Source organism: Methylobacterium durans, assembly GCF_003173715.1.
GTDB classification, from domain to species: Bacteria; Pseudomonadota; Alphaproteobacteria; order Rhizobiales; family Beijerinckiaceae; genus Methylobacterium; species Methylobacterium durans.
In genome coordinates this window covers 3933999-3954751 of record NZ_CP029550.1, presented here as the reverse complement: position 1 = coordinate 3954751, position 20753 = coordinate 3933999, and the positions used below count along the sequence as shown (strand labels likewise).

The following is a 20753-nucleotide window of genomic DNA, read 5'->3' as shown; positions in this document are numbered from 1 at the left end:
GCCTCGTCGCGGATGGGCGAGCATCCATCTTCAGCGGCTCGGCGTGAGTTGGGTACAGTACCCCGAAGATCCGAGATCGGGCTCTTCTCGGTATCCCGCCGCCTCGTCCAATCGAGGCTCTCTTGCTCAATCCGAGGCCAAGTCCGACCTTCGCGCCCGAAATCTACGTCTTCACAAAGAGTTTAATCCACGTCGCGGAACGCCATCGCCGGCGTTGTGATTGCAGCGATCGGAGGTGCGCGTCCGCGATTGGGCCGCCTTTTTCCGCGCGATAGGGGAAACGGCCATGTCGGATATTGGTGGTGTCGCTGCGGCGACCGATTCCGTGCGCGAGCCCTCCGCACGGGTCCTTCGTGGCCTCGACGCGCTCAACTTCTTCCTCGCCGACGTCCGTGACGGCCTGGGTCCGTACCTTGCGATCTATCTCCTCGCGGTGCGCGGGCCCGAACAGGGTTGGAACGAGGCGACGATCGGCATCGTCATGACGATCGCCGGCATCGCCGGTCTGATCGCGCAGACCCCGGCGGGCGCGCTGATCGATCGCACCCATCACAAACGTGCGATCGTGATCGCCGCAGCCGTGGCGGTGACCCTCAGCTGCCTGATCCTGCCGTTCGTCTCGAATTTCTACCTCGTGGCGGCCACCCAGTCGCTTGCCGGCATCGCCGGCGCCGTCTTCCCGCCGGCGCTCGCCGCGATCACGCTCGGCGTCGTCGGGCCGAAGATGTTCTCTAAGCGGATCGGCCGGAACGAGGGCTTCAACCACGCCGGCAATGCCACCTCGGCCGCCATCGCTGGCTCGACCGCCTATTTCTTCGGCCCGATCGTCGTGTTCTGGCTGATGGCGATCCTCGCCGCGGCCTCGATCGTCGCCATGCTGATGATTCCGGCCAAGGCGATCGACGACGACCTCGCACGCGGACTCGACTGCGCGCAGCACGAGACTTGCGAGCAACCCTCGGGGCTCACAGCCCTTCTCCAGAACAAGTATCTCCTTGTCTTCGCGGTTCTGTGCACGGCCTTCCATCTCGCCAACGCGGCGATGCTGCCGTCCGTGGGCCAACTCCTCACCAAGATCTCTGGCAAGGACCACGCGACCTCCCTGATCGCGGTCTGTATCGTGGCCGCCCAGTGCGTGATGGTCCCTGTCGCGGTCTTCGTCGGCGCCAAGGCCGATACGATCGGCCGAAAGCCGATCTTCCTCGTGGCCTTCGGCGTTCTGGCGGTGCGCGGCGTGCTCTACACCATGTCGGACAACCCGTTCTGGCTCGTCGCCGTGCAATGCCTCGACGGGATCGGGGCCGGCATCTACGGCGCGCTCTTCCCGATCGTCGTCGCCGACCTCACCCGCGGGACCGGGCGGTTCAACGTCGCGCAGGGCGCCGTAGCCACCGCACAGGGACTCGGCGCCTCCTTCAGCGCCACGCTGGCCGGGGTGATCATCGTCGCGGCCGGGTTCTCGACGGCCTTCCTGTCCCTCGCTGGCATCGCCGCGCTCGGCTTCGTCGGCTATCTATTCCTGATGCCGGAGAGCCGCGGCTTCGATGAGAGGGCGCGCACGGACGGCGACGCCGGACCGATCATGCCGACGCCCGCCACGGCATAGGGAAAGGCGGCGTCATATTTCGTGGTGAACGGATTGCACCACAATTCGCCTTGCCCGCTGCGTCCGTGCTACACAGGCCCATCCCGCCTGCATGCATCCGCGTGACGGGTGTGAGGACAGCACCGCCGGCCGCCCCATCCCTCCCCTCCAGGCCGGCGCGATCGAAGCCTCGTCCCCTCGGCCGCGCCGCGTGCATGCGCATGGCCGTCTCCCTCGACGAGGCATCGGAAAGGACATCGATGAGCCAGGACAGCGAAGTCCGCACCAAGGCCGAGGAGCGCGCCGAGCGCGCCCAGCGCATGGCCAAGGAGGGCGCGCAGGCGATGGCCGAGCACGTTGCGGCGATCAAGGCCGTGGATGAGCGGACCGTGAAGCTCCGCGCCCTGCGCCTCGCCAAGGAGGCGGCCGATGCCGAGGCTCGGGCAGCGGCGCCGCCCGCGCCGAAGAAGCGCAAGGGCAAGTGAGGCGATGGCGATGGACCGCAGCCGCCGGACCAGCGATCCGCGCAAGGCCGCCGAGGCCGCCTTCCGATCCGTGACGACGAAGCCGGCCGCATCGGAGCCGGCCGCGCCGCCCTCGCGGCCCGCCGTGCCGGGAGCGCGGGAGAGCGTGACGCTGCGCGTCGACAGCGCAGTGCTGCAGCACTTCCAGAAGGACGGTCCCGGTTGGCAGGACCGGATCAATGACGCCCTGAAGAAGCTCGCGGGGGTCTGAGCCAGGATGGCCGCCGGCAGCGTCTCAGCGGGCAGCGGCCCGCCGTAGTCGGTTCACCGCCTGGTCGAGAGCACCGAGATAGGCCGAGCGATCGCGTGCGGAGAAGGGCTTCGGCCCGCCTGTGACGAGGCCGCTCTCGCGAAGGTCTTGCATCAGGTTGCGCGTCGCGAGCGCGAGACCGATCGAGGCGTCGGTGAAGGGCTTGCCCGTCGGGGCGAGCACCGTGGCGCCGTCCCGCACGCAGCGGCTGGCGAGAGGGACGTCGGCCGTAATCACGATCGCGCCGGGGCCGGCGCGGGAGGCGATCCAGTCGTCCGCGGCGTCGAAGCCATCCCCGACGACGACCCGCTCGATCCAGGGCTCGCGCGGCAAGTTCAAGAAACTGTTCGCCACCACGTAGACACGCAGCCCGTAGCGGCCCGCGACCCGGTAGGTCTCGTCCTTCACCGGGCAGGCATCGGCGTCGATATAGATCGCGATCTCGGCGGCCATTCCTATCGTCCCCGTACTATCCGAGAGGCGAAGCCGAGAGTGATCAGCAGAATACCGAGGGCGAAATGCCCGCGCTCGATGGCGCCGCCAATCGAAGCGACGATGGCGCGGCCCACGATCACGATCCCGACGATCGGCAATCCGAAGCGGATCGCAAGGCGCAGCGGCGTGCGCCAGGTCATCCCGGCCGGGTCGACCATCATCTCGCGCTCGATGCAACACGCTGCGGAGAATCCGGTTTTGCCAGCGGTGCGACCGCCTCACGCGCGACCGCTGGCGCCGAGCGCTCCAGCGTCGCGACCGAGAGCGGTTGACCGCGCCCGCGCACGGTGTGGGCGCCGAGCGAGCGCGCCACGATGCCGGCCGGCAGCGAGCCGAGGCGGGCCAGCAGATCCTCCGAGATCAGGATCTCGGCGCCGAGCGGTCGGCAGAGAGACTCGATGCGGGACGTCACGTTCACCGCGTCGCCGAAATACGCGATCTTGTGCCGGTCGACACCGACTTCGGCCGTCACTACGGAGCCGCCGTGCAGAGCTGCCCGCAGGCGCGGCACCGTGCCGAACCGAGCCTTCCAGGCCTCAGCCTCGGCCTCGATGCGGTCGCGCACGTCGAAAACACAGGTGACGCAGCGCGCGTCCTTGAGGCCGCGCGCCATGGGCCACGTGATCATGGCAAGATCGCCGATATAGTCGTCGGTCGAGCCCGCGTTGCGGCGTACCGGCTCGGCAAGCGCCGCGAAGACCGCGCTGAGATAGGCCTGGGCGCGCAGATCGCCGTGCGTCTCCGCGAAGGCCGTCGAGCCCACCACGTCCAGGAACAGGAAGATGCGCTCCTCCCGCACGGGCTTGTGATAGCGCCCGACCAGGAAGTTCACGAAGACCTCGCCGCCGATCAGGTCGCGCATCCGCACCACGAAGACGAGAAGCGCCGAGACCGCGAGCGAGTAGGCGAGCACGCGGGGCGTGATCTTCACCGCCGTCTGCAGCGAATCGTCGGTGAGCCCGAAGCTCCAGACCACGAATCCGCCGAACGCGATGCCGAGCGCGATCATCAGCACGTAGGCGAGTTCAGCTGCGGGCACGTAGAGCATCGCGGGCAGGCGCCGCATCCGGGCCTGGAGACCGGCGAGGATCAGGCCGCGGTCGAAAGCGAGGCCAGCCGCGCCGACGCAGAGCCCGTAGGTGAGGCCCGCGAGCGGAGTCGCGCCGCCCGCGAACAGGATGTTGTAGAGAAGGCCCGCCCCGCCGCAGGCGAGGAGCATCAGGACCCAGAACCAGCGGTGCTGCGGCAGCATCAGCAGGCCCTCCACCGCGCGCCGCGGGCCGGCCGGACCGCGCAGGGATCGATCTGGCGTGCGGGGGAGACGGCGGGGAACACGGTACGTCCTTGGCCTAAAGTTATCGCCGCCGCGCGCCGATGCCCATTGCTCATTCCCGCATGATGGCGCGAATAAGGCGCGGGATGAAGCGCGGGGCGGCAGGAAGGACGCGGCGCGCCAGCCTGTCGGCGGCCGTACCGGCCCTTCCGGCGGATCCCGAGATCGGCGCGCGAGGAGGCAGGCATGGACACACGCGGCTTCGGCTCGACGGGACGGCAGGTGTCGGTGATCGGCCAGGGCACGTGGCGCATCGACGGCACCGCCTGGTCGGAGGCGGTCGCCGCGCTCCGCGCAGGCGTCGATGCCGGGCTCACGCACATCGACACAGCCGAAATGTACGGCGACGGCGAGGCGATCGTCGGCGAGGCGATCGACGGATTGCGGGAGGAGGTGTTCCTCGTCTCCAAGGTCGTTCCCGGGAATGCCACGCGCCGCGGGGTCGTGAGAGCCTGCGAGCAATCGCTCCGGCGGATGCGCACCGACCGGCTCGACTGCTACCTGCTGCATTGGCCCGGCAGCCACCCTCTGGAGGAGACGATCGCGGGGTTCGAGGATCTGAGGCGGGACGGAAAGATCCTCGCCTGGGGCGTCAGCAACTTCGACGTCGACGATCTCGACGAGGCTCTGCGCATCGCCGGCCCGTATCGGATCGCCTGCAATCAGGTGCTGTATCACCTGCGGGAGCGCTCGATCGAGCACGCGGTGATCCCCTGGTGCGCGGCGAACGGCGTCGCGATGGTCGGCTACTCACCCTTCGGCAGCGGCGATTTTCCGGATCCGGCGAGCACCGACGGGCGGGTGCTCGGCGGCATCGCGCAGGCGCATGAGACCACGCCGCACGCGGTGGCGCTCGCCTTCCTCACCCGCCTCGACAACACCTTCTCGATCCCGAAGACGGGCCGCGCCGAGCGCGCGGTCGAGAATGCGGCGGCGCGCGATCTCAAGCTTACGGAGGCCGAGATCGCGACCCTCGAGGCGCAATTTCCGCGGGGGCGGCGACCTCGGACGTTGCCGATGCTGTGAGGAGCGTCAGGCGCTGCGCGTCAGGGGCCTCGGATCGGCCAGCGCCTCGGAAAAGCGCACTCGGTTGCGGCCGCTGCGCTTCGCCTCGTAGAGCGCCGCGTCAGCCTCGCGAAAAAGCGTCTCCGGATTGTCGCTCAGGGCCGGCACCCGGGTGGCTCCGCCGATGCTGAGCGTCACCGCGCCGCCGACCTCGTCCGCGTGCGGGATCTGGCGGACCACCATCTCCCGGCGGATTCGCTCGGCGATGGCGCGTGCTTCGGCAGCGCCCGCGCCCGGCATGATGACCGCGAACTCCTCGCCGCCGACCCGGCAGGCGAGCGCTTCGAGCGGATCCACGTGCTGCATCAGGCAGGCCGCCACCGCTTTCAGCACGGCGTCGCCACGCTGGTGGCCGAACTGGTCATTGTAGAGCTTGAAGCGATCGGCATCGATCAGGATCAGCGAGAGCGGCGTTCGGGTGCGTCCTGACCGACGCATCTCCTTGGCGAGAAAATCGTCGTAGCGGCGCCGATTGGCCAAGCCGGTCAGGCTATCCGTCAGTGCAAGCGTCGCCAGTTCCTCCGTCGCGGCGCGCGAGGAGGCCTCGGCCGCCGCGCGCCGGACGATCTCGCGCTGCAGGAGCAGCGTGAGGCTCAGGGTCGCGGCGCTGAGGCCGAGCGTCAGGGCGATGACCATCTGCGCCCGCGGCCACCACGTGGCCCGGATGCTCTCGGCGCTGACCGCCACGTCGACGAGGAGCGGCAGGTTGGCGAGGTGGGCGAAGGCGTAGAGGCGCATCTGGCGGTCGATCGCCGAACGCTCGACGATGACGCCCCGCTCCGCCTGCTTGAACTGCCTGTACGTGGCGCCCCCCGCGATGCTGCGCCCGACGTTCTGAGGCTGGTACGGGTGCCGGACGATGAGCGTTCCGTCCGCCTGGAACAGGTTGATGGCGCTGCCCCGGCCGATATGCAGCCGCTCGAACAGGGCCCGGAAATACGAGAGATGAATGGCGCCGCTGACGACGCCGCCGAAGGAACCGTCCGGCTTGGTGATGCGCCGGCTCAGCGCCATGATCGGCGTGCCGCTCACCCGCGAGATGCGCGGGCCGCTGACCGCGAGGGTGAGGGCCGGATCCGCCTTCAGGGCCTTGAAATCCGGGTTCTCGGAGAGATTGGCCTGCAGCGAGGCCGAGGGATCGGACGCGATGAGGATGCGACCGGTCTCGTCGGCCACGATCATCATGCCGAGCCCGGACGCCGTCGCGGAGCGGTCGAACAGCGTGAGGCGGCGCAACTCCGGATCGAGTTCCGTGATCCGCGGATGCGTTGCACCCTCGGCGACCGCCCGCAGGGAGAGGTCGTACATCTCGACGTTGCGCGAGATGCTCTGCTCGATCAGGCTCAGCAGGTTCTGGGCATTCTGCTGGGCTTGGTGCCAGGCGCCGTCGCGCAAATCGCAGATCAGGTAGAAGCCGAGGGCGCAGAGCCCGGCGGTGACGCTGACGCCCAGGATCGCGATGAGCCGCGAGGCCCGGTCTTCCAGATGCGCCCTGGCGGCGTAGACCCAACGCACTCGCATGGAGCCTGCCCCACCCCTCCCCGCTGCTGGCGCCATTCAAACAACAACCAGTGAGCGAAGACCTACCGGGTTCCGATGCGTGTCGGAAAAGCCGCGCCTATGCTCAACGAGATCTGAACGCCCGAGACGAGGCGGACACTATTCGCCGAGGCCGAACAGTTTTTCCAGGAAGTTGCGATCGTCCTGGCTCGGGCCGCGCTGGCGCTGGCTCGTCTGCTGGCGCGGCGGCGGCGCAGGTTGTGTCTCCCCCAGGATGGTGCCGAGAATACCGCCCACCGGGCCGCCGGCGGCAGCAACCGTCGCCGTGGGCTCGGGTCCCTTCCGCCAGCGGTTCATGCCGGGGAGCGGGACCGGCGGTTGACCCTTTAGAGCGACCATCATGTAGGTCTTCCAGATCTCCACGGGCAGGTTGCCGCCGGACGCCTTCTTGGTCGGCTCGCCGTCGTCGTTGCCGAGCCAGACGCCCGTGACGAGGTTGCCGGAGTAGCCGATGAACCATGCGTCGCGGAAATCCTGGCTGGTGCCGGTCTTGCCGGCGAGATCCCAGCCCGGGATATCGCCCTTCTTTGCAGTGCCGATGACGAAGGTCTCGTGCATCATGGCGTTCATCATGCCGGCCGCGTTCGGTTCGATGACGCGCCCGAGGCCGCCCTCGCCGCGCTTGTAGAGCGGCTTGCCGTCCGTGCTCTTCACGCTCGTGACGACGTAGGGAATGACGCCCGTGCCGCCGTTGGCGAAGGCGCCATAGGCGCCGACCATCTCCAGCGGCGTTACCTCCGAGGTGCCGAGAGCGATCGAGCCGTTGGCCTGAAGCGGCGAGGTGATGCCGAGGCGCTGGGCCGTCTGAACCACCGCCTTCGGCCCGACTTCCTGCCCGAGCCGCACCGCCACGGTGTTGAGCGAGAGAGCCAGCGCATTGCGCAGGGTGACCGCGCCCTCGTACTGGTGGGAGTAATTCTCCGGCTGCCAGTTGCCGATGCGGATCGGCGCGTCCTCGCGGACCGTGTCGGGCGTGGCGCCCCGCTCGACGGCGGCGAGGTAGACGAAGGGCTTGAACGAGGAGCCCGGCTGGCGCTTGGCCGTCGTCGCCCGGTTGAATTGGCTCTGCGCGTAGTCGCGACCGCCGATCAGCGCCCGGATGGCGCCGTCCGGGCGCATCGAGACGAGGGCGCCCTGGCCGACATTGTAGCGGCCGCCCTTGGCGTTCAGTTCATCGACGAGCGCCTTCTCGGCCGCGGCCTGAAGGCCGGTGTCGACCGTCGTTTGCACGACGATGTCCGTGTCGAACTTCGGCACGTAATCGTCGAGGACGTCCATCACGAGGTCGGCGACGTAGTTCGCCGAGCCGCCGCCGCGGCTGCTCGCCGGCCGCGCCGGCTGCGCGAGCGCGACCTTGACGTCCTGCGGCTTGGCGAAGCCGAGATCCTGCATCGCGGCGAGCACCTGCGCCGCGCGGGCCTGCGCCGCCGGCAGGTTGCGGTTCGGCGCGAGCCGGGAGGGCGCCTGGACGAGGCCGCCGAGCATCGCAGCCTCGGCGAGGCTCACGCTCTTCGCAGGCTTCCCGAAATAGCGCTGCGCCGCCGCCTCCACGCCGTAGGCGCCGGCGCCGAAATAGACGCGGTTGAGATAGAGCTCGAGGATCTCATCCTTGCTGTACTTGTGCTCCAGCCAGAGGGCGAGGATCGCCTCCTGGATCTTGCGCGAGGCGGAGCGCTCGGGTGTCAGGAACAGGTTCTTCGCGAGCTGCTGCGTCAGGGTCGAGCCGCCCTGCGCGACGCCGCGACGGGTCAGGTTCTGCGCGACGGCGCGGGCGATGCCCACCGGGTCGACGCCTAGATGGCTGTAGAAGCGTCGATCCTCGATGGCGACGAAGGCGCGGGGCAGGTAGGGCGGCAATTCCTTGATGCCGACGACCCGGCCGCCCGTCTCGCCGCGGTTGGCCAGCAGGGAGCCGTCGCTCGCGAGAATCGCGATATTGGGCGGCCGCTTCGGCACGGCGAGCTGATCGATCGGCGGAAGCTGCGAGGCGTGATAGGCGACGAGCCCGGCAAGTCCGATCACCGCCCAGAGACCGAGGACGACGCAGGCATAGGTCAGACGCGCCAGGAACGAGCCGCGCCGCTTGGTCGCCTTCCGCGGCGCCGGAGCAGACCGACGGCCCGGAGGTACCGCTCCGCCCCGCCCGCGCTGAGCCTGCCCGTCCGTCCCGCGCTTCGCCGCCACGCCGCCCCCTGCCCGGTCGTCCCGCGAGAGGCGGAGGTCGAGGGAGCCCGGACTCGCGACCCGCCCTTCCGGCACGTCGAAGTTCGGCTCATCCCGGCCGGTCCGTCCACGTCCTCTCGCCATGCGTCCCGTCTTGTCCTGGGCTGACCTCGGACGGCGCCGCGCATCAGCGGCCCCGGCCCGAGCGGCCCCGGTTCCGCACGCTAAATACGGCGGGTTTAAGGGTCCTTAACCGGTCGGATTCGGATTCCGTTAACCGCGGAGCGGCCGCATCTGCGGCGTCACGTCGTGCCGAGCTACCGGAACGGGAACCAAGCCAGGCCGTTCCCGGAAGCTCGATGCGCCCGCGCCGGGCGGTCTTCTTTGAACCGGAAACGAAGCCGATGCTGCATTGTCTCGTCGCGGACGGGAACGCCCGCGACGGCCGCGAGAATCACGTCCGCGCGACGGGGAAGACCTCGGCGCAGGCGTACGCGGCCCTGCTCAAGACGCTCGCCACCGACCTCGCCTGCACACTCATCAATCCGGCCGATGCGGACGTTGCGCTGCCGAGTGGTTTGGATCTCGCGGGGTTCGATGCGTTGATCTTCACCGGCTCCGCGCTGCACGTGACCGAGGCTCGGCCCGAAGTGGGCCGTCAACGCGAACTCATGCGCGCGGCTCTCGACGCCGGGCTTCCCGTCTTCGGCTCGTGTTGGGGCGTGCAGGTGGCGGCGACCGTGGCGGGGGGCGACGCCGGCCGAAATCCGCGCGGACCGGAATACGGCTTTGCACGCGCGATCATGCCGACGCTTTCGGGCCGGCGGCATCCGCTGGTCTCGGGCCGCCCCGCCGCCTACGACGCACCGGCGATGCATCTCGACGCGGTGATCGCGCCGCCGCCGAACTCGGACGTTCTCGCCTCGAATGCGCTCCTCGATGTGCAGGCCATCGAGATCCGGCGCGGAGCAGGCGTGTTCTGGGGCACGCAGTATCATCCGGAACTCGATCTCGACGAGCTCGGCGCGATGCTGCGCCTCCAGGCCGAGGACGTGATCGAGGCCCGGTTCTGCCGCAACCGGGCGGATGTCGAGGCTTTCGCGGCTGATCTGGACGACCTGCACCGGGGACCGCGCGAGCGGACCGACCTCGCCTGGCGTCACGGCATCGGATCGGAGGTCCTCGACGCGTTGAGCCGCCGCCGAGAGATCGCGAATTTCCTCGACCATCTCGTTCGTCCGCGGGCGCGCCGCTGATCTTAGGCCGCGCGCAACGCGGGCGTCACGCGGCGTTGCTCCGGAACGATGTGGAAGGCGCTTGGCCGGCGGAACAGGACATCGAGCGCCGTTCCGCGGATCAACCGCTCAAACAAGAGGGGAAGGATGATGGCTACCGCCGTCACGATCACGCTCGCGAGACCCGCGTCGGTCACGAATCCGGTCTTGACGAGGAGGGTGCGCGTCGCGGCCATCGGCAGGAAGAAGGCGAGGTAGATGACGATCGAGCGGCGTCCGCAGGCGCGCAGGGCCGCGGTCAGTCGGCCGCCCGCCTGCGTGAGCAGCGCGGCGCCCGCCACGATGGCGAGCGCGCCAGCGCTGCCGAGGACGAGGCTGACGAACGGCAGGCTCGCGAGGGTCGGAAAGCCGGGCAGCGGCGACGGCGCGAAAGCGAGATAGGCGTTGGCGCAGGCCCAGAGGCCGAGTGCCGCGAGCGCGCGCCGGGGATGCGCACGCACGGCGTCGGCGAAGGCGAAGATCCGCCCGGCCAGCAGGTAACCCGCGAGGAAGTAAACGTAGCGCGCGCAGAATTCCTCGACGAGGTACGAATGGGTCGCGATCGGCACGATCTGGAGCAAGGCCGCGAAGCCGAGGAGCACGGGCGCGGGCACGCGCCTGAGGAGCTTCGTGAGGACGGAGAAGACGGCCAGGAGATAGATGAACCACAGCGTCGAGTAGGGCTCGACGAGCGCGTGGGCGAGATGGGCGAGGAAGGCGGACGGACCGGCCCCGTCCGTGATCTGCCCGTACTTGGCCGCCGACTGGATCAGGACCCAGAGCCCGTAGAAATAGGCGAAATGGACGAGACGGCGGTCGGCGAAGAGGCGCCAATCGCGGTCGATGACGCGGCCGAGGAACAGCCCCGAGAGCAGGAAGAAATCCGGGATCCGGAACGGCTTCGCGAAGGCGACGACCGGGTGCAGGAAACCCTCGCTGCCCATCGCCTCGCCGGTGCCGATCGTGGCGTGCATCATCACGACGAGCACGATGCAGAGGCCCTTGGCGACGTCGACCCAGGCGAGCCGCATCGCCTCGTCGGGCCGCCCCTTCGCCGTACCCTGCCACCCCATCTCGCCGCTCCGTCGCTCGCAAGTCTCGGAGCCTGTGCGCAGGAGCCTTAATGGAGGCTGCCACGCGCCGGGGCCGTCCAGCCACATGCGAAACGCGGGGTAAACGGCGCTAGCGGTCGCGCTTCGCGCCGCGACGATCGCGGGTCATCCGGGTAGCCGCGTGGAAATCGTCGGGTTTGCTGCGCACCCATTCGACGAAACGGCCGATCTCGGGATCCTGGCGGAGCGCGTCGACATCCGCGAGGCGGCGCGCGATCTCGGCCTCGCTGTAGCGGGCGTGGATGGCCGAGTGGCAGATCTGGTGCAGCCGCACCGTGCCCTTGTGGGTCCCGCCCTTCAGCTTCGGGGTGAGGTGATGCAGGCTCGATCGGGCCCGGGCCGGGATCGTGCGCTCGCACAGGGGACAGGTGACCGGGTCGGGCGAGCGGGGGCCGTGCGTCGTCGGATCGTCGTCGCGCCAGCGCCCGGCTCGTCGTCCCACCTGTCAGCCCCTCCTCGCTTCTCCCCCGTCATATGAGGCGCCGCGAGCCGATCGGGAGGCGCCGCGTCATTCCGCCGGGACGGACCGGCACGCGGCACCGATGCGATCGCGGAAGAGGGCTTCGGCCTCCGCGTCCCGGCTCCCGAGGATCGAGACGTGGTCGCCGGGCACGGCCTCGAACCGGACCGCCGGCCCGATGGCTGTCGCGAGCGAGCGCCCATTGGCGATCGGGATCACGGGGTCCGACAGGCCGTGGACGATGAAGACCGGCATCGTCGCCCCCGCGAGGCGCTCGTCGTTCGGGTAAGTGTCCCGGAGAAGCCAGGGCGGGGCCAAGGGAAAGCGCAGCCGCACCATCGCGCTCATCGAATCGAAGGGCGCCTCGAGATAGAGGCCGATTGCCGTGTGGGTGCGGGCGAGCGCCGCGACGATCGCCGTCCCGAGGGAGTGGCCGTGGAGCAGCACCGGCGCCCCGGGCGCACGACGGCTGATCTCCCGGTACGCCGCCTCCCCGTCCGCGATGAGGCCATCCTCGCTGGGGCTTCCCGTCGAGCCCGGGTAGCCCCGGTAGGCGATGGCGAGGACGCCCCAGCCGTTCCGTGCCCAAGCATCGGCCGAGAAGCGCTCCGCATGCGGCTCCGGGCGCGATCCGTTGCCGTGAAAGGTGAGCACGACGCCGCAACCAGGCCTAGGCGGACGCCAGAGCCCGTGCAGCGTCTCGCCGTCCGCAGTTGCCACCCTCACCGTCTGGGCTCCGGCGGGCGGTTCCACACTCGCGAGGGCACGGGGCGCGGTGAAGGCGCCCGGATAGATGAGGGTGCGCTGGAAGAATGCGAGCAGGCCAATGGCCAGAACGTAGAGGCCGGCGGCCGCGGCGAGGATCAGGCTGAGGATGCGCATGCGGATCGGCCGCACGGTGGCGCGGCCGGCTCTCCGAGCCAAGCCGAAACATCCGCGCATTGACAAAGGGCCGCGGCCCGTAAAGATTTGAACCGTTCCGAGGGGAGCCCCGAGACAGGGGGCTGAGATAGGACGCTACGTCCTGACCCTTGAACCTGATCCGGCTCATACCGGCGGAGGGACGGGAACTCGCGGCAAGACGACAAGGCGGCCGCGCCCATTCTGACCTGTGACGAGTTCGGATCGCTCCAACGCCAGGAGAGATCCACGATGAACGCACCCGTCCGACCCAAAGACCTCCCGAAGGGCAGCCCCGAGACCGTGACGACCGGTCCGGTCACCGGCTCGCGCAAAGTTTACGGCACCGTCGCGGGCCGCGACGACATCCGCGTGCCCTATCGCGAGATCGTGCTGACCGACCCCAAGGAGGCGCCGGTGCGCGTCTACGACGCGTCGGGCCCCTACACCGAGGCGGATGCGCGCATCGACCTCCATGCCGGCCTGCCGGGCGTGCGCGAGCCGTGGATCGCCAAGCGCGGCTACGCGGCGGTGGAGCCCCGCGCTGTCAAGCCCGAGGACAACGGCTTCGTCGGCGAGGACAAGCTCGTGGCCCCCTGCCCCGCCGAGCGCGTCGTGCGCCGGGCCGCGGCGGGCCAGATGGTGACGCAGTACGAGTTTGCGAGGGCAGGGATCATCACCGAGGAGATGATCTACGTCGCCCACCGCGAGAACCTCTGCCGCGAGGCGATGCTGGAGCAGGCCGAGGCCAAGCTCGCCGACGGCGAGAGCTTCGGCGCGGCGCTGCCGCCCTTCATCACGCCGGAATTCGTGCGGGACGAGGTCGCGCTCGGGCGGGCCATCATCCCGGCCAACATCAACCACACCGAGGTCGAGCCGATGGCGATCGGCCGGAACTTCCTCGTCAAGATCAACGCCAACATCGGCAATTCGGCCGTGACGTCGTCGGCGGCGGAGGAAGTCGAGAAGCTGGTCTGGGCGACCCGCTGGGGCGCCGACACGGTGATGGACCTGTCGACCGGCCGCAACATCCACAACATCCGCTCGTGGATCGTCCGCAACTCCCCCGTGCCGATCGGCACAGTGCCGATTTACCAAGCGCTGGAGAAGGTCGGCGGCGATCCACTCAAGCTCGACTGGGAGGTGTTCAAGGATACGCTCATCGAGCAGGCCGAGCAGGGGATCGATTACTTCACGATCCACGCGGGCGTCCGCCTGGCGCAAGTGCCGCTCACGGCCCGGCGGGTCACCGGCATCGTCTCCCGCGGCGGCTCGATCATGGCGCGCTGGTGCTTGGCCGGGCACCGGGAATCGTTCCTCTACGAGCGTTTCGACGAGATCTGCGACATCATGCGGGCCTACGACGTCTCGTTCTCGCTGGGCGACGGATTGCGGCCGGGCTCGATCGCGGACGCGAACGACGCGGCGCAGTTCGCGGAACTCGAGACGCTCGGCGAGCTGACGAAGATCGCCTGGGACAAGGGCTGCCAAGTCATGATCGAGGGCCCCGGCCATGTGCCGATGCACAAGATCAAGGTCAACATGGACAAACAGCTGCGCGAATGCGGCGAGGCGCCTTTCTATACTTTGGGTCCGCTGACGACGGACATCGCGCCGGGCTACGATCACATCACGTCGGGCATCGGTGCTGCGATGATCGGCTGGTTCGGCACGGCAATGCTTTGCTACGTGACGCCGAAGGAGCATCTCGGGCTGCCGAACCGGGACGACGTCAAGGTTGGCGTCATCACCTACAAGATCGCGGCCCACGCCGCCGATCTCGCCAAGGGACACCCGGCCGCGCAGGTGCGGGACGACGCCCTCTCCCGGGCGCGGTTCGACTTCCGCTGGGAGGACCAGTTCAACCTGTCCCTCGATCCGGATACGGCGCGCAGCTACCACGACGAGACCCTGCCGAAGGATGCCCACAAGGTCGCGCATTTCTGCTCGATGTGCGGGCCGAAATTCTGCTCGATGAAGATCACGCAAGATCTTCGCGCCGAGGTTCTGGCCATGGAGGAGGCCGGCGAGGTCATCCACACGGCCCCGGTGATGTCGAGCGCCGAGCGGGAGGCCGGAATGCGGGCGAAGTCGGAGGAATTCCTGGCGGAGGGCGGCAAACTCTACGTCGACGCCGCCGAATAGTCGCCTCCGACGATCGATGACATCGGCCAGCGGCCGGCCGGGAGCCCTCGGGCCCCGGGCCGGCCGTTTCCGTTCCGGCGCCGCCTTTCGCTGGCGGCGCGAGTATCCGCGAAATTGAAATCAGAAGATGTGCCGGGCCGAATCCGGCGCGCATTGCCTGCATCGGCCCGAATCTTCGGCTCGACCGAAGAGATGAGCGCGCATCCCGAGCGATCATCCGGCGACGCAGGAAACGTTGATCGCGATCATTGCTTGGTGCTGGCGAGCCGACCACGCAAATGAACCAAATGGGATCATCGATCTCCGGCGAATCCGGATTGCCTGTTGCCAAAAGTTGAATATCTATCCTTCGACCTGCCGCATATTTTCTTTTTTTCGCCGTTTGCGTTCAGCATTCTTTTACTCTTTTTCGAGTTCGGCGGAGCGGAGCGGCCGAATTTTACAGCGCGCTAACGGTGTTCGCGACTTGATGGGGCTCGTTTGCGTCCAGATGGGAGCAGGGCCATGGACATCAGAGCCGTCGCAACATCTCCGCCGGTCGCCGCGGCGACGCCCGTGACGGCGACGCCGCCGCGGCCGGACGCGCGCGCTGAGCCGCAGACGCCGCTCGCACCCGCCGTCTCGCTCTCGATCGGCGAGGCCGCCGAGGCGCGCGCCGGATCCGAGGCCGCGCAGCAGGGCGCGGGCCGTGGCGCCTACACCCGCGACGCCGAGAGCCAGACGCTGGTCTATCAGGTGGTCGATCCGGCGAGCGGCGACATCGTCATCCAGATTCCGGACGAGGTGGTGCTGCGCGCCCGCGTCTACGCCCGCGAGGCGAGCGAGGCGACGGTGCAGAAGCCCGGAGCCGCGGTCGAGCGCCGGGCCTGATCCCGACCGCGATCGGAGAAAAGTCGATGATCGTACAAATTTAACTGTCTCACTTAACGCGGCCGCAAGAGGCCCCGGTCCACAAAGACGATGTTCTCCATGAAGGAGAACAGAACCGCACAGGAAGCATCAATCATGGCCGCTGGTATCTCTCTCAACTCGTCGGTTCGTTCGAGCCTTCTGTCCCTTCAGGACACGGCCTCGCTTCAGGCGACGACGCAGAACCACCTCTCGACCGGCAAGAAGGTCGCGAGCGCCCTCGACAACCCGATCAACTTCTTCACCGCGGCCTCGCTGAACGACCGCTCGAACGCCCTCTCGGGCCTGCTCGACGGCATCTCGAACGGCGTCCAGACCATCCAGGCCGCCTCCAAGGGCATCGACGGCATCACCAAGCTCGTGCAGTCGCTCCAGTCGACCATCACGCAGGCCCAGAACGACGCCGCCGCTAACCGTCCCACCAAGACCGGCACGGCCCTGTCCGTCGCGGCCGAGGCCACCGCCACCGGCAAGGGCCTGAAGGACACGACGCTGGCCAAGAAGCTCGGCGGCGCCGACACCACCGCGGACGCGGCGACCGCCTCGGCCTCCGGCGACATCGGCATCGACACCTCGACCAACACGGCGCTGGCCTTCACCATCAACGCCGGCTCGACCACGTACACGGCCACCTTCACCGGCACGCAGACGGTGCAGGACCTCGTCAACGGCATCAACGCCTCGGGCATCGCGACCGCGAGCGTGGACGACAGCGGCAAGCTGACGGTCACGGGCACGGGCTCGAACACGCTCAAGATCGGCTTCGGCTCGGGCGCGACCGCCGCGGCGGCCACGACCGACTCGCAGTCGGGCACACTGAACGCCAAGCTCGGCCTTGCGGCGACGGACTACACGACCGGCGTCACCTCGTCGGGCAACTCGACGGTGCGCTCGAACCTGGTCAAGCAGTTCAACGACCTGACCACGCAGCTCGACCAGCTCGCCCGCGATTCCGGCTACAACGGCAAGAACCTCCTCGGCGGCGATACGCTGTCCGTGGTGTTCAACGAGAAGACCGGAAGCGCGCAATCGTCGCTGAGCGTCCAGGGCACCACCCTGAGCTCCGCGTCGCTCGGCATCGGGCAGGCTGCCAACGGCACGGGCGGACCGGCCGGCTCGTTCAACATCCAGGACGACACCGCGCTCTCGACGGCCAAGGACACGCTGACGAACGCGCTGACCTCGCTGCGCTCGCTGGCCTCGACCTTCGGCTCCAGCCTCTCGACCGTGCAGACCCGCCAGGACTTCACCAAGCAGCTCTCCAACGTGCTGACCACCGGTGCGGACAACCTGACGAACGCCGACCTGAACTTCGAGGCGGCGAACTACACGGCGCTGCAGACCCGCCAGTCGATCGCCCAGCAGACGCTGGGTCTGGCCAACCAGGCCAACCAGGGCGTCCTCCAGCTCCTGCGCTGAGCTTTCGGACTGCCGAACATCGAGAGGCCGGGACGAAAGTCCCGGCCTTTTTTCTGTTTTGGTTATTCGCGAGGCGCCAACAATAACCGGGCCTTAACCACCTCCGCGTGATCTTCCCGATCATGTGATCCAAGCGGGCGCGGAGTTAACGATCCGTCGTCCTCGCGCTGGCGGTTTGGAGGCCCGAGATGGCGAACGACATTACCTTAAGTTCCTCGATCCGTTCGAGCCTTCTGTCCCTTCAGGACACGGCCTCGCTTCAGGCGACGACGCAGAACCACCTCTCGACCGGCAAGAAGGTCGCGAGCGCCCTCGACAACCCGATCAACTTCTTCACCGCGGCCTCGCTGAACGACCGCTCGAACGCCCTCTCGGGCCTGCTCGACGGCATCTCGAACGGCATCCAGACCATCCAGGCCGCCTCCAAGGGCATCGACGGCATCACCAAGCTCGTGCAGTCGCTCCAGTCGACCATCACGCAGGCCCAGAACGACGCCGCCGCCAACCGTCCCACCAAGACCGGCACGGCCCTGTCCGTCGCGGCCGAGGCCACCGCCACCGGCAAGGGCCTGAAGGACACGACGCTGGCCAAGAAGCTCGGCGGCGCCGACACCACCGCGGACGCGGCGACCGCCTCGGCCTCCGGCGACATCGGCATCGACACCTCGACCAACACGGCGCTGGCCTTCACCATCAACGCCGGCTCGACCACGTACACGGCCACCTTCACCGGCACGCAGACGGTGCAGGACCTCGTCAACGGCATCAACGCCTCGGGCATCGCGACCGCGAGCGTGGACGACAGCGGCAAGCTGACGGTCACGGGCACGGGCTCGAACACGCTCAAGATCGGCTTCGGCTCGGGCGCGACCGCCGCGGCGGCCACGACCGACTCGCAGTCGGGCACACTGAACGCCAAGCTCGGCCTTGCGGCGACGGACTACACGACCGGCGTCACCTCGTCGGGCAACTCGACGGTGCGCTCGAACCTGGTCAAGCAGTTCAACGACCTGACCACGCAGCTCGACCAGCTCGCCCGCGATTCCGGCTACAACGGCAAGAACCTCCTCGGCGGCGATCTCCTGACCATTGTCTTCAACGAGAAGACCGGCAGCAACCAGACCAAGCTCGACGTGCAGGGCACGACGCTGAGCTCCGCGTCGCTCGGCATCACACAGGCGTTCAACGGCACGGGCGGACCGGCCGGCTCGTTCAACATCCAGGACGACACCGCGCTCACCACCGCCAAGGACACGCTGACGAACGCGCTGACCTCGCTGCGCTCGCTGGCCTCGACCTTCGGCTCCAGCCTCTCGACCGTGCAGACCCGCCAGGATTTCACCAAGCAGATCGCCAACGTGCTGACCACCGGTGCGGACAACCTGACGAACGCCGACCTGAACTTCGAGGCGGCGAACTACACGGCGCTGCAGACCCGCCAGTCGATCGCCCAGCAGACGCTGGGTCTGGCCAACCAAGCCAACCAGGGCGTCCTCCAGCTCCTGCGCTGAAGCGTACGCAGCCTCCGTGACGGACCGGAAACGGCGGGGCCCTGGCCCCGCCGTTTCCGTTTGGTTAACCGTTGCCCGCGAAGGTCGTTCGGGAACGGGCGCGCCGGCGCCCGCGCGATCGGAACGGGAGGCCAGGATGCCGCTGCGGATCGAGCTCAAGCCCGGAGAGCGGGTCATCATCGGCGATTGCGCGATCCGGAACGGGCCGCGACGCTCGGCCTTCCTCGTCGAGACGGGGCACAAGGTCCTGCGCGAATCGGAGATCGTGCGCGAATCGGAGGCCGACACCCCGGCCAAGCAGATCTGCGTCGCCCTGCAGCGGGCCTATCTCCTCGACGATCCGTTCGACGCCGAGACGCAGTTCATGGACCTCGCCAACGCCGTAATGCGGGCGGCGCCGAGCAGCAAGCCCTTCATCGCCGCGATCTACGAGAAGCTGGTGGCGGGCGACCATTACCGGGCGTTGAAGGCCGCGCGCGACCTCGTGGCGCACGAGGCCCGCCTCCTGGCGCTCGCAGAGGCGGACGCGCCGGTCACCGCCTGACGAAGGGCTCCCGCCTGAGCCGACGAGGCTCAGTTGCCGGAATCGCCCTGCAAGCCCGCGGCGATGTTGTGGTTGATCGAGATGAGGGCGTCGAGGGTCTCGGCCTTCGGCGTGATCATCATGTCGAGGGTGGAGCGGAAGACGAAGACGGCGAGCTTGCCGACATTCTGCTTCACGGCCTCCGGGAGCGGGTTCGAGGGCTCCGTGGCGTCGCCCGCGATCACGGTCCAGACCTTGCGGTTGAACGTCAGCGCGTCGTTGAGCTGCGCTTCCTGCTCGGGCCAGCCCGCGCGCACGTTCTGCAGGCGGTTGGCCGCCTTGATCAGGACGGCGGCCTCCGCCTCGCGCGGGGAGAGCACGCTGCGGGCGGTCTTGGCGTAGGCGTTGGCGGCATGCATCATCGGATGGCGTCCCCCTGTCCGGGCCGCGACCCGCGCGGCGGCAGGCTGACGGTGTCGCATGCCGAGCTTAAGACAAGGTGTGCGCGGCGCCCGCCCCATTGACGCCCGGATGCGGGGCAAGCACGTCGCCCGAGGGCGGCTCGCCGGAGCGGCGGGAAACAGGCGCGAGAATCCGTCGGGATGATGAACTTTCTCTTGGGGACCGTCGCGGGCGCGCTCATCGCCTGCATCGCCACCATCGCCGCCGCCCGTCACCCGGAGGTCCAGACCCGCCTCGGCCTGCGGCCCCCGGCGAGCACGGCGCTCACGCCGGCGGCGATGACCCGGGCGGAGGTGCCGTGCCGGCCCCAGGCCGGAACGGCGCCGCCGAAGGTGGGAGATCCCGAGATGCTTCTGTCGAAGCGGCGATTCTGGAACGTGGCGCCCTGAGGAACGTGGCGCCCCGAGAGCGGATGCCGGTCCAGTCCCAGCCGCGCCGGATGCGGGCGCGGGGACCCGGCGCCGTCGGACCCTGCTGCCGTCAGACGCTGCTGAGCAGGAACATCACCATCGTGGTCGCGACCGTGGTGCTGAGGAAGCCGCAGAGGGCCGCCGCGAAGGAGGGGCCGGTGGCGGGGAAGGCGTCGGAGCGGGTGGAGGTCTCGGTGTTCATGGTCTTCTTCCTCGCGCGACTCAGGCGCAGTGGCTGGAGTGACGTTGCCGTTCAGGCGTTCGAAAGGGTTTGCGTGCCCGCACAAGCTCAGTCGCAGCGGTTGACGCGCTTGGCGACGCGCAGCGCGCGCAACTCGCTGCGCAGATCGATGGCGACGACGCCCGCGCCGCAATCCTCGAACGCGTCGCGGGCGTCGTTGTAGCGGTCGCCCACCTCGTCGAGGGTGTCGCAGACGCGGCCGCGGTCGCCGAGGCGGGCCTCCTGGCGCGCCTGGAAACGCAGGGCGTTCGCCTCGTCCACTTTCCGTTGCGCCTCGAGACAGCGCGGAAGCGCGGCCGCCGGCACGCAAAAGGCAAGCAGGATCGATCCGGCCAGCGCGGAGAGAGTCAGGTTACGCATTGGGACACCGTGGGTTGTGACGGGAGCACGGCTCGCGTGCTCGATCGGAAGT

Annotated in this window: 22 protein-coding genes and 1 riboswitch; of the genes, 11 read left to right on the top strand and 11 right to left on the bottom strand. The window is 68.7% G+C overall.

Translation table 11 applies throughout. The features are described 5' to 3' along the window. The first annotated feature begins 286 nt into the window (after window positions 1-286). The 3 genes from DK389_RS18080 (at window position 287) to DK389_RS18070 (ending at window position 2320) form a co-directional block, all read left to right on the top strand. Window positions 287-1606 carry an MFS transporter gene (locus tag DK389_RS18080; RefSeq protein WP_109891583.1) on the top strand — a complete coding sequence of 440 codons (1320 nt, stop codon included), beginning with the start codon at window positions 287-289 and terminating at the stop codon, window positions 1604-1606. Between the two features lie 239 nt (window positions 1607-1845). Next, a complete protein-coding gene (locus tag DK389_RS18075; protein WP_109896536.1) occupies window positions 1846-2070 on the top strand; it encodes a hypothetical protein in 225 nt (74 codons plus the stop codon). Between the two features lie 4 nt (window positions 2071-2074). Then, entirely contained in the window at window positions 2075-2320 is a 246-nt protein-coding gene (locus tag DK389_RS18070; RefSeq protein ID WP_109891582.1) for a BrnA antitoxin family protein, read from the top strand. 24 nt (window positions 2321-2344) lie between these two features. Here the strand turns inward: DK389_RS18070 and DK389_RS18065 are convergent, their stop codons facing one another. The 3 genes from DK389_RS18065 to DK389_RS18055 are packed head-to-tail and all read right to left on the bottom strand — an operon-like array spanning window position 2345 to window position 4106. Next, window positions 2345-2812 (bottom strand): YaiI/YqxD family protein, encoded by a 468-nt coding sequence (locus DK389_RS18065; protein ID WP_109891581.1) that lies wholly within the window; start codon window positions 2810-2812, stop codon window positions 2345-2347. A 2-nt stretch (window positions 2813-2814) separates the two neighbouring features. Continuing rightward, window positions 2815-3015, bottom strand: a complete 201-nt coding sequence (locus tag DK389_RS18060) for a hypothetical protein (RefSeq protein WP_109891580.1) — start codon at window positions 3013-3015, stop codon at window positions 2815-2817. Continuing rightward, window positions 3012-4106: an adenylate/guanylate cyclase domain-containing protein gene (locus tag DK389_RS18055; protein ID WP_109896534.1), complete on the bottom strand. Its 1095-nt coding sequence runs from the start codon at window positions 4104-4106 to the stop codon at window positions 3012-3014. Before DK389_RS18055 ends, DK389_RS18060 begins: the two co-directional genes overlap by 4 nt. 267 nt (window positions 4107-4373) lie before the next feature. Between DK389_RS18055 and DK389_RS18050 the strand changes: the two genes are divergently transcribed. Next, window positions 4374-5213, top strand: coding sequence for an aldo/keto reductase (locus DK389_RS18050; RefSeq protein WP_109891579.1), 840 nt, complete (start codon window positions 4374-4376; stop codon window positions 5211-5213). A 6-nt stretch (window positions 5214-5219) separates the two neighbouring features. Here DK389_RS18050 and DK389_RS18045 read toward each other — a convergent pair whose 3' ends face one another. Continuing rightward, window positions 5220-6773 (bottom strand): GGDEF domain-containing protein, encoded by a 1554-nt coding sequence (locus DK389_RS18045; protein WP_162560716.1) that lies wholly within the window; start codon window positions 6771-6773, stop codon window positions 5220-5222. 138 nt (window positions 6774-6911) lie between these two features. Further along, a complete protein-coding gene (locus tag DK389_RS18040; protein WP_109891577.1) occupies window positions 6912-9119 on the bottom strand; it encodes a transglycosylase domain-containing protein in 2208 nt (735 codons plus the stop codon). Between the two features lie 260 nt (window positions 9120-9379). On the opposite strand from DK389_RS18040, the gene DK389_RS18035 reads away from it, so the two are divergent. Further along, window positions 9380-10231, top strand: coding sequence for a type 1 glutamine amidotransferase (locus DK389_RS18035; protein WP_109896532.1), 852 nt, complete (start codon window positions 9380-9382; stop codon window positions 10229-10231). Window positions 10232-10233: 2 nt separating this feature from the next. On the opposite strand, the gene DK389_RS18030 is transcribed toward DK389_RS18035, so the two are convergent. The 3 genes from DK389_RS18030 to DK389_RS18020 form a co-directional block, all read right to left on the bottom strand. Beyond that, window positions 10234-11322, bottom strand: a complete 1089-nt coding sequence (locus tag DK389_RS18030) for an acyltransferase family protein (protein WP_109891576.1) — start codon at window positions 11320-11322, stop codon at window positions 10234-10236. A gap of 109 nt (window positions 11323-11431) precedes the next feature. Continuing rightward, on the bottom strand, window positions 11432-11803 hold the full coding sequence (locus DK389_RS18025) for a restriction endonuclease (protein WP_109891575.1): 372 nt from the start codon (window positions 11801-11803) through the stop codon (window positions 11432-11434). Window positions 11804-11869: 66 nt separating this feature from the next. Then, window positions 11870-12745: an alpha/beta hydrolase gene (locus DK389_RS18020; RefSeq protein WP_335645477.1), complete on the bottom strand. Its 876-nt coding sequence runs from the start codon at window positions 12743-12745 to the stop codon at window positions 11870-11872. 48 nt (window positions 12746-12793) lie between these two features. Further along, window positions 12794-12902: riboswitch (TPP riboswitch) on the top strand. Between the two features lie 71 nt (window positions 12903-12973). Between DK389_RS18020 and thiC the strand changes: the two genes are divergently transcribed. The 5 genes from thiC (at window position 12974) to DK389_RS17995 (ending at window position 19249) form a co-directional block, all read left to right on the top strand. Beyond that, on the top strand, window positions 12974-14866 hold the full coding sequence (thiC, locus tag DK389_RS18015) for a phosphomethylpyrimidine synthase ThiC (protein WP_109896530.1): 1893 nt from the start codon (window positions 12974-12976) through the stop codon (window positions 14864-14866). Window positions 14867-15370: 504 nt separating this feature from the next. Beyond that, entirely contained in the window at window positions 15371-15736 is a 366-nt protein-coding gene (locus DK389_RS18010) for a hypothetical protein (RefSeq protein ID WP_109891573.1), read from the top strand. Between the two features lie 135 nt (window positions 15737-15871). Beyond that, on the top strand, window positions 15872-17194 hold the full coding sequence (locus DK389_RS18005; RefSeq protein ID WP_109891572.1) for a flagellin N-terminal helical domain-containing protein: 1323 nt from the start codon (window positions 15872-15874) through the stop codon (window positions 17192-17194). Window positions 17195-17382: 188 nt separating this feature from the next. Beyond that, window positions 17383-18705 carry a flagellin N-terminal helical domain-containing protein gene (locus DK389_RS18000; protein ID WP_109891571.1) on the top strand — a complete coding sequence of 441 codons (1323 nt, stop codon included), beginning with the start codon at window positions 17383-17385 and terminating at the stop codon, window positions 18703-18705. Between the two features lie 136 nt (window positions 18706-18841). Continuing rightward, a complete protein-coding gene (locus DK389_RS17995) occupies window positions 18842-19249 on the top strand; it encodes a flagellar biosynthesis repressor FlbT (protein ID WP_109891570.1) in 408 nt (135 codons plus the stop codon). Window positions 19250-19278: 29 nt separating this feature from the next. Here DK389_RS17995 and flaF read toward each other — a convergent pair whose 3' ends face one another. After that, complete coding sequence (flaF, locus tag DK389_RS17990) at window positions 19279-19650, bottom strand: flagellar biosynthesis regulator FlaF (RefSeq protein ID WP_109891569.1); 372 nt, start codon at window positions 19648-19650, stop codon at window positions 19279-19281. Window positions 19651-19830: 180 nt separating this feature from the next. Here flaF and DK389_RS17985 point away from each other — a divergent pair, with 180 nt between their 5' ends. Continuing rightward, complete coding sequence (locus DK389_RS17985) at window positions 19831-20079, top strand: hypothetical protein (protein WP_109891568.1); 249 nt, start codon at window positions 19831-19833, stop codon at window positions 20077-20079. 91 nt (window positions 20080-20170) lie between these two features. Here DK389_RS17985 and DK389_RS35005 read toward each other — a convergent pair whose 3' ends face one another. Together DK389_RS35005 and DK389_RS17980 are read right to left on the bottom strand one after the other, a co-directional pair. Next, window positions 20171-20302 (bottom strand): hypothetical protein, encoded by a 132-nt coding sequence (locus DK389_RS35005; protein WP_257791900.1) that lies wholly within the window; start codon window positions 20300-20302, stop codon window positions 20171-20173. Window positions 20303-20389: 87 nt separating this feature from the next. After that, a complete protein-coding gene (locus DK389_RS17980) occupies window positions 20390-20701 on the bottom strand; it encodes a hypothetical protein (protein ID WP_109891567.1) in 312 nt (103 codons plus the stop codon). Window positions 20702-20753 lie beyond the last annotated feature (52 nt).